This is a genomic window from Shinella sp. 20P9.1.1, assembly GCF_057798995.1.
The window spans coordinates 43,118-52,111 of sequence record NZ_JBYOLC010000022.1; the positions used below are offsets into that span (position 1 = coordinate 43,118).

The following is an 8,994-nucleotide window of genomic DNA, read 5'->3' on the forward strand; positions in this document are numbered from 1 at the left end:
TTCAAAGGGGCAAACCATGGTTCAGGCATCTGGTCTGATGAAGGGCAAGCGCGGCGTCATCATGGGCGTCGCCAACAACCGTTCCATCGCCTGGGGCATCGCCAAAGCCATCCACGCACAGGGCGGCGAGATCGCCCTCACCTATCAGGGCGATGCGCTCAAGAAGCGCGTCGAGCCGCTGGCCGCCGAAATCGGCGCCGTGCTGGCCGGTGACTGCGACGTCTCGGACGAAGCCTCGATCGATGCCGTCTTCGACAATATCGAGAAGACCTGGGGCAAGATCGACTTCCTCGTGCACGCCATCGGCTTCTCCGACAAGGACGAACTGACCGGCCGCTACGTCGACACGACGCCGGGCAACTTCGCCAAGACGATGCAGATCTCGGTCTATTCCTTCACGTCGGTCGCGCGCCGTGCGGAAAAGCTGATGACCGATGGCGGCTCCATGCTGACGCTGACTTATTACGGCGCGGAAAAGGTCATGCCGAACTACAACGTCATGGGCGTTGCCAAGGCCGCACTTGAGGCGAGCGTGAAGTATCTCGCCGTCGATCTCGGCCCGAAGAACATCCGCGTCAACGCCATCTCGGCCGGCCCGATCAAGACGCTGGCCGCCTCCGGCATCGGCGACTTCCGCTACATCCTCAAGTGGAACGAGTACAATGCGCCGCTGCGCCGCACCGTCACCATCGAGGAAGTGGGCGATGTCGGCCTCTACATGCTGTCGGACCTGTCGCGCTCGGTGACCGGCGAGACGCATCACGCCGACAGCGGCTACCATGTCGTTGGCATGAAGGCGGTCGACGCGCCCGACATCTCCGTCATCAAGGACTGACCCGGAGCCTCGCATCTTGCTCATCTACATGATCCGCCACGGCCAGACCGCGTGGAATGCTGAGGGCAGGCTGCAGGGACAGAAGGACATTCCGCTCAACGATACTGGCCGCGCGCAAGCGGCCGGCAACGGCCGCACTCTCAAGGCGCTTCTCGGCGCGGCCGTTTCGGATTTCGATTTCGTGGCAAGCCCGCTCGGGCGCACGCGCGAGACCATGGAAATCCTGCGCCGCGCCATGGGTCTTAATCCCCTCACCTATCGCACCGACAAGCGCCTCGTTGAAGTCTCCTTCGGCGACTGGGAAGGCCATACGCTGGAAGAGCTGGAGGCGACGACGCCCGACCGTGTCGATGAGCGCCGGCGCTCGAAATGGAACTTCATTCCGCCGGGCGAGACGGCCGAAAGCTACGAAATCCTCTGCTGGCGCATCGGCTCGTTTCTTGCCGAGATCGACCGGCCGACCGTCTGCGTTAGCCATGGCGGCGTTTTTCGCGCGGCGTTCCGGCTCAACGGCATGGCGGAGGAGGAAGCGGCCAACATCCCCATCTTCCAGGACCGTGTGCTCAGGCTGGACGGGACGGGAATGCGCTGGCTCTGACGGGCCGAAGCCCCTGATTTACTGAATAATCTCGAGGTCGTTGATGACGCGCTTGCCGTCGACTTCGGTATAGAACACCAGAACCTTCACGCCCGGCTCCAGGCCTTCGAAGTTGAACTCCTCCGGCGCCTGGTACTTCTTGCCGTCGTCGAGCGACAGCGAGAGATTGCCCGTGTCCACATTGGTGATCGTCGCTTCCACGTCGGCGCTTTCGGCCGAGGCGACGAGTGGCGAAAGGAAGACGGCCGTGGCCATCAAAGCTGCGATCAACAACCGCATCGTACGAACCCCTGGAAATGAATCAGTCTTTTTGCTGGTCACGTCAGATGCCCCCGAAATATGGCGAAATTCGCCCTCGTCGCCCACAATGTCGAAATGGATGGCCGGAAAGATCATACGAATCAAGGCGGGGCGCAACGTCATCCCCCGGATTGTCTGACAAATCCGGTTGTAGGGTTGCGCCAAAACGGGAAATGCCGACCGCTTTCGAGGCGGAAATACAAGTATTTCAGTCGCTTATAAATGCAATCTTAAGGAAGCCCCCCTTACCGTTTTGCCGTCATCGGGGACCGCCGTCTTGTCTTTGCCTGCCGCCATCCGCCGCCATATGGCGTCCATCGCAGAATGGGCGCGCCCCTCGCTCCTGCCGGCCGCGATCGCCGGCGTCGTGATCCTGACGGCAGGCGTGTTCTACGAACAGCAGAACGAGCGGATCTATCGCAACGAGCTTCAGGCCCATGTATCCGGCGATCTCGCACTCGTCGGCGCACGACTGCAAAGCGAGGTCAACAGCGATGTCGCGGCCTTGCGCAGCGTCGCCAACATGTTCGCCGTCGCGCCACAACAGGCATCGCTGCAGTTCAACGTCTTCGCCCGCAAGCTGCTTTTGCAGAACAGCCACTTCCGCCGCGTCGGCGTGGCACCGGGTGCCAAGGTCACCCAGGCCTTCCCGCTCGACGGCAACCAGCATTATCTCGGCACCGATTTCAACCGCTTCCCCTCCTTCCGCCATGCCGCCCAGGCAGACCGCTCGCGCGGGCGCCCGCTCATGCTCGGCCCGGTCGAATTCGCCAAGGGCGGGCGCGGCTTCCACCTCTTCATGCCGGTGTTTGGAACCGTCGATGCGCGGCACTATTTCTGGGGCTATATCGACGGGCTGGTCGACGAGCGCAGGCTGCTTAGCGATGCCGGGCTGATCGGCCCCGATATCCATGCCCTGCGCGACATGCGCCAGCACGAGACCGATATCGAGCTTGCCATCCGCGATGTCAGCGTGGCGGACAACGTTATCGATCCATTCTTCGGTGCGGCCGAGATCTTCGAGAACGATCCCGTCGTGCAGGTGCTCGATTTTCCGGGCGGCCGCTGGGAGCTCGCCGCCGTTCCCAAGAAGGGCTGGCATCACCCGCCGGCGAACCTGACACAGGTTAGGATGTTCATCCTCGCCGCCGCACTCGTGATCATCGTTCCGATTCTGCTGACCGGCGGCCTCGTCAGCGAGCGCCAGCGCAACATTGCGCGGCTGCGGGCGCGCGAGCGGCAGGTGCAGTCCCTCTCGCAACGCCTCGATATCGCGCTCGACGCCTCCAAGATCGGCATCTGGGAAGTCGAGCTTTCGACCGGCGGGCGCAACTGGGATGCCCAGATGCACCGGCTGCACGGTTTCCCGGAAGACGAGACGCCGAACGACGACCTCTGGCGCGAGGCGCTTCACCCCGATGACATTGCCACCGCCAAGGCCGAGATGGACCTCATCCGCGCCGGCGGCAACGACTACAAGTCGCAATACCGCGTCCGCATGCCCGATGGCAGCTGGCACCATATCCGCAATGTCGGCTCGCGCCTGATCGGCCCGAACGGTGAGGAGAAGCTGACCGGCATCAGCTGGGACGTGACCGAGGACGTGCTGCTCAACGAGGCGCTGAAGACCGCCAAGGAGCATGCCGAAGTCCAGAATGCCGAGCTTGCCAAGCTGACCCGGCGTCTCGACCTCGCGCTCGACGCCTATCAGTGCGGTCTCTGGGAGGCCGATCTCGAAGACGGGCTGACGCTGTGGGACGACCGCATGCACCAGCTCTATGGCGTGACGAACACCGGCAAGCGCATCACCAACGAGACCTGGGTCAATGCGATCCACCCCGACGACCGCGAGGAAGCCCAGCGCAAGGCCGATACGACCATCGAGGAAGGCGTGCCCTATATGCGCACCTCTCGCGTCGTGCACCCTGACGGTACGATCCGCCACGTCCAGTCCGTCGGCAAGCTGCATGTCGAGCAGGACGGACGGCGCAAGCTGGTGGGCCTCGCCTTCGACGTTACCGAGGACGTGCTTATCACCGCGCGCCTCAAGGAGGCGAAGGAACGCTCCGAACTCCAGAACAGCGAACTGGAACAGACGACCCGCCGTCTTGACCTCGCGCTCGATTCCTACCAGTGCGGCCTCTGGGAGGCTGATCTCGATCTCGGCCGGACCTTCTGGGATCCGCGCATGCACCAGCTTTACGGGCTGACATTCACCGACGGCATCGTCACCCACGAGGCATGGCTAGCCGCCATGCATGCCGACGACCGCGATGCGATCGTCGAAAATGTTGCCCGCTGCATCGAACAGGACTTGCCCTATGTGCACGAGGCGCGTGTCGCCCTGCAGGGCGGGGCCATCCGCTATGTCCGCTCCGTCGGCAAGATCCACTACGGCCACGGCGGCACGCGAAAGCTCGTCGGCCTTGCCTTCGACGTGACCGAGGACGTCATCCTCAAGCAGAACCTCAAGGCCGCCAAGGAACAGGCCGACGCCAAGAACGTCGAGCTGGAACAGGCGAAGGACCGCATCGAGCACAATGCCCTGCACGACCCGCTGACGGGGCTCGGCAACCGGCGCATGCTCGACGACGAACTGACCGGCATCGCCGAGCTCAGCGAGACGATGGACGTGCGCGTCGCCATCCTCCATATCGACCTCGACCGCTTCAAGCAGATCAACGACACGCTCGGCCATGCAGCCGGCGATGCGCTGCTCGTGCATGCCTCGGAAGTGCTGCGCGCTTCCACCCGCAAGGGCGATCTCGTCGCGCGCATCGGCGGCGACGAATTCGTCGTGGTCGTCACCAACACCACCGACCAGGCCTATCTCAGCACGCTGGCGCGCCGCATCATCACGCTGATGCAGCAGCCGGTGGACTATGAGGGGCATCTGTGCCGCTTCGGCGTCAGCATCGGCGTGGCACTTGCCGAAGGGCACGCGATCAATACGGCAAAGCTGCTCGTCAACGCCGATATCGCGCTCTACCGGGCGAAAGCCATGGGCCGCAACCGCCACGAATTCTTCACCGAGGTGCTGCAGGCCGAGATCATCTCGAACAAGCGCATCGCCGACGACATCCTGGCCGGCATCGAAAACAACGAGTTCGTGCCCTATTACCAGCCGCAGATCGAGGCCGGCACGCTAAAGCTCGCCGGCGCCGAGGCACTGATCCGCTGGAACCATCCGCGCGACGGGCTCCTGACGCCCGACCGCTTCCTCAAGATCGCCGAAGACCTCAACGTCATGGCGACGCTCGATCGGATCGTGCTCGAAAAGGCGCTCATCGACTGCGCCCGCTGGGCCGCCCGCGGCCTGATCATGCCGAAGATCTCGGTCAACGTCTCGGCGCGCCGCCTGCGCGACGAGAGCCTGATCGACAGCCTGACCGGCCTTGCAATCCAGCCCGGCCAGATTTCCTTCGAACTGGTGGAATCGATTTTCCTCGACGAGAGCGACGACATCGTTCTCTCCAATCTCGAACGCATCAAGGCGCTCGGCATCGATATCGAGATCGACGATTTCGGCACCGGCCACACCTCGATCGTCAGCCTGCTCAAGCTGAAGCCCAAGCGCCTGAAGATCGACCGCCAGCTCGTCGCCCCCATCCTCAATTCGCACAACGAGCAGGCGCTTGTGCGCTCGATCATCGAGATCGGCCGCTCGCTCAATATCGAGATCGTCGCCGAAGGCGTCGAGACCATGGACCACGCCGAAATGCTCGGCCTGCTCGGCTGCGACCTCTTGCAAGGCTACGCCTTTGCCAAGCCGCTTTCCCGCGACGACTTCCTGGCCTTCGGCAGCGAGATGCGCTGGAAGCTCGCTTCCTGACCCGACTTGACGCGAAACCCTTGTCCCGCCCCCGCCTTTTCCACTAAGGAGGGGGCAAAGGTTTATCGGGTCCGGGTCCGCTCATGTCGCATAACAGTTTCGGTCATCTTTTCCGTGTCACCACCTGGGGCGAAAGCCATGGGGTCGCGCTCGGCTGTGTGGTGGATGGCTGCCCGCCCGGCATCCGCTTCACGCTTGCCGAAATCCAGGCCTGGCTCGACAAGCGCAAACCCGGCCAGTCGCGTTTCGTGACGCAGCGCCGCGAGGACGATCTGGTGAAAGTGCTCTCCGGCGTGATGCTGGACGAGGACGGCGAGACGATGATCACGACGGGCACACCCGTTTCGATGATGATCGAGAACACCGACCAGCGCTCGAAGGATTACGGCGAGATCGCCAAGCGCTACCGCCCGGGACACGCCGACTATACCTATGACGTGAAATACGGCATCCGCGACTATCGCGGCGGCGGCCGCTCGTCGGCCCGCGAGACCGCGGCGCGCGTCGCCGCCGGCGGCTTGGCCCGCAAGGTCGTGCCGGGGCTTTCCGTGCGCGCCGCTCTCGTGCAGATCGGCAAGCACAAGATCGACCGCCGCAACTGGGATTGGGCAGAGGTCAACAACAACCCGTTCTTCGCCCCCGATCCCGCCATCGTGCCCGTCTGGGAAGCGTATCTCGACGGCATCCGCAAGGCCGGCTCCTCGATCGGCGCCGTCGTGGAAGTGGTCGCCGAGGGCGTTCCGGCCGGCATCGGCGCACCGATCTACGGCAAGCTCGACCAGGACATCGCCTCGCTGCTTATGTCGATCAACGCCGTGAAGGGCGTGGAGATCGGCGAAGGCTTTGCCTCGGCCGAGCTCACCGGCGAGGACAATGCCGACGAAATGCGCATGGGCAATGACGGCAATCCGATATTCCTGTCCAACCATGCCGGCGGTATTCTCGGCGGCATTTCCACCGGCCAGCCGGTCGTCGCGCGCTTTGCCATCAAGCCGACCTCGTCCATCCTGACCGAGCGCCGCTCGATCGATGCCGACGGCAACAATGTCGATGTGCGCACCAAGGGCCGCCATGACCCCTGCGTCGGCATCCGCGCCGTGCCGATCGGCGAGGCCATGGTCGCCTGCGCCGTTGCCGACCACTATCTCCGCGATCGCGGCCAGACCGGCCGCCTGAAATAGGATTTTTGCCATGAGCTACGACCAGAAGCGTGTCGTCGATGCCATCCGCGCCTTCGAGGCCGGCGAAATCGTCGTCGTGATGGATGACGATGGCCGCGAGAACGAGGGCGACCTCATCGTCGCCGCCGTGCATTGCACGCCGGAAAAGATGGCCTTCATCGTGCGCCACACCTCCGGCATCGTCTGCACGCCCATGCCGCGCGAGGAGGCCAAGCGGCTGAACCTTAACGCGATGGTGGCGGAGAACGATTCGGCCCACACCACCGCCTTCACCGTCTCCGTCGATTTCAAGCACGGCACGACGACGGGCATTTCCGCCGACGACCGCACGCTGACGGTGCGCAATCTCGCCAATCCGAATGTAGGTGCTACGGATTTCGTGCGTCCCGGCCATATCTTCCCGCTCGTGTCGCGCGAAGGCGGCGTCCTGATGCGCTCGGGCCATACCGAAGCCGCCGTCGATCTCTGCAAGCTCGCCAGCCTCCCGCCGATCGGCGTGATCAGCGAGCTCGTCAACGACGACGGCACGGTGATGCGCGGCCCGCAGGTCGCGGCCTTCGCGGAAAAGAACGGTTTGAAGCAGGTCTCCGTCGCCGATCTTATCGCCTACCGCCAGCGCAAGGAAACCCTGATCGAGCAGGTCGGCAGCTTCGATATCGAGACGCCCTACGGCAAGGCGAAGGCCTCGACCTACACCCTGCCCTGGGATCCGATGCAGCACCTCGCCGTGGTCTTCGGCGACATCAGGGACGGCGTCGACATTCCGGTGCGCCTGCATCTCGAAAATGTCGGCGACGACGTTTTTGGCGCGGGACGCCAGATCGACGGCATCATGAAACGCATCGCCGATGAGGGCCGCGGCGTCATCGTCTATTTGCGCGAAGGCTCCGTCGGCGTCGGCCAGTCTTCGACCGCCCGCAAGGGCAAACATGACCGCGAAGGCCATGACGAAGCGCAGGCGCGCGAGAGCGAATGGCTGGAAATCGGCCTCGGCGCACAGATCCTGAAGGATCTCGGCATCACCTCGATCCGCCTGATGGCCTCGCGCGAGCGCCACTATGTCGGCCTCGAAGGCTTCGGCATCCAGATCAGCTCGACGGATCTCTGCTAAGTCTGCCAAGGCTTCGAATATCCCGCGGCTCCGAAACGTTTGCCTTTGGCGCGGCGGTTCGGATCGCGGGATTTTCTGTGGGGACATCGGGGCATGTGGGACTTCAGCATCGGCAAGACCATCGGCATTCTGCTGAAGACCATGCCCTTCATCATCACGCGGATGGTGATCTATTTCGTCATCACGCTCGCCTTCATCCTGGCGACGGGCACGGGGGCCGGCATCGGCTACGGCGTCGGCTCGCTCTCCGACAGCCCGGAATCCTTCGCCGTCTGGGGCGGCATCTTCGGCATGGGGCTGGTCGGCACCGCCGTCTATTGGGCGCGCGAATGGCTGCTCTACATGGTCAAGGCCGCCCATATCGCCGTCATGGTCAAGCTGATCGACGGTGAGCCGCTGCCGGACGGCAAGGGCCAGGTCGCCTATGGCCGCGAGGTCGTCACCGCCCGCTTCGGCGAGGCGAACGTGCTCTTCGCGCTCGACCAGCTCATCAAGGGCGTGATCGCCGCCATCACCGGCCTTCTCGGCGGCATCGCGGCCTTTCTGCCCATTCCCGGCCTCGACGGCATCGTGCGCTTCGCCAACACCGTCATTCGCCTGTCCTTGACCTATGTCGATGAGATCATCCTCGGCTACAACATCCGCACCGGCAGCGACAATGCCTGGGAAAGCTCGCGCCGCGGCCTCGTGCTCTATGCACAGAACGGCCTGAAGATGGTGAAGAACGCCGTCTGGCTCTCTGTTTTCCTGTGGATCCTCTCCATCGTCGTCTTCCTCCTGGCGCTGGCACCGGCCGCCGCAGTGGTGTACCTCTTCCCCGGCGATCTCACCGCCCTCACCTTCATCGTCGCCATCGTCTTCGCCTGGGCCTTTAAGGCTGCCGTGCTCGAACCCTTCGCGATCGCCGCCCTGATGGCCGTCTATTTCGACACGATCCGCGGCCAGGTGCCGGACCCGGACTGGGACGCCAAGCTGACGGGTGCCTCGGAGAAGTTCCGCGCGCTGACGGAGCAGGCCAAGGGCACGTTCGGCGGGAGGCCGGTGACGGCCTGAAACCAAGCGAGACACAGAAAATTTTATCGAACCCGTTACCGGAAGTTGTGCAATTCACCTTTATGTTCTCTCGCATTCATCGAG

Annotated in this window: 7 protein-coding genes; 6 read left to right on the plus strand and 1 reads right to left on the minus strand. The window is 63.7% G+C overall.

Annotated elements, in window-relative coordinates:
* The first annotated feature begins 16 nt into the window (after positions 1–16).
* Positions 17–835, plus strand: coding sequence for an enoyl-ACP reductase FabI (fabI, locus tag AC27VQ_RS24780; RefSeq protein ID WP_257947866.1), 819 nt, complete (start codon positions 17–19; stop codon positions 833–835).
* Positions 836–851: 16 nt separating this feature from the next.
* Complete coding sequence (locus AC27VQ_RS24785; protein ID WP_488718427.1) at positions 852–1,433, plus strand: histidine phosphatase family protein; 582 nt, start codon at positions 852–854, stop codon at positions 1,431–1,433.
* Positions 1,434–1,451: 18 nt separating this feature from the next.
* Here AC27VQ_RS24785 and AC27VQ_RS24790 read toward each other — a convergent pair whose 3' ends face one another.
* Entirely contained in the window at positions 1,452–1,712 is a 261-nt protein-coding gene (locus AC27VQ_RS24790) for a DUF1344 domain-containing protein (RefSeq protein WP_298097000.1), read from the minus strand.
* A gap of 298 nt (positions 1,713–2,010) precedes the next feature.
* Here AC27VQ_RS24790 and AC27VQ_RS24795 point away from each other — a divergent pair, with 298 nt between their 5' ends.
* From AC27VQ_RS24795 to AC27VQ_RS24810, 4 genes are all read left to right on the plus strand, one after another.
* Positions 2,011–5,565, plus strand: coding sequence for a bifunctional diguanylate cyclase/phosphodiesterase (locus tag AC27VQ_RS24795; RefSeq protein ID WP_488718428.1), 3,555 nt, complete (start codon positions 2,011–2,013; stop codon positions 5,563–5,565).
* 83 nt (positions 5,566–5,648) lie between these two features.
* Entirely contained in the window at positions 5,649–6,746 is a 1,098-nt protein-coding gene (gene aroC / locus AC27VQ_RS24800; RefSeq protein ID WP_488718429.1) for a chorismate synthase, read from the plus strand.
* 10 nt (positions 6,747–6,756) lie between these two features.
* Positions 6,757–7,857 (plus strand): 3,4-dihydroxy-2-butanone-4-phosphate synthase, encoded by a 1,101-nt coding sequence (gene ribB, locus AC27VQ_RS24805; RefSeq protein WP_488718430.1) that lies wholly within the window; start codon positions 6,757–6,759, stop codon positions 7,855–7,857.
* 93 nt (positions 7,858–7,950) lie between these two features.
* On the plus strand, positions 7,951–8,910 hold the full coding sequence (locus AC27VQ_RS24810) for a hypothetical protein (protein ID WP_421591762.1): 960 nt from the start codon (positions 7,951–7,953) through the stop codon (positions 8,908–8,910).
* Positions 8,911–8,994 lie beyond the last annotated feature (84 nt).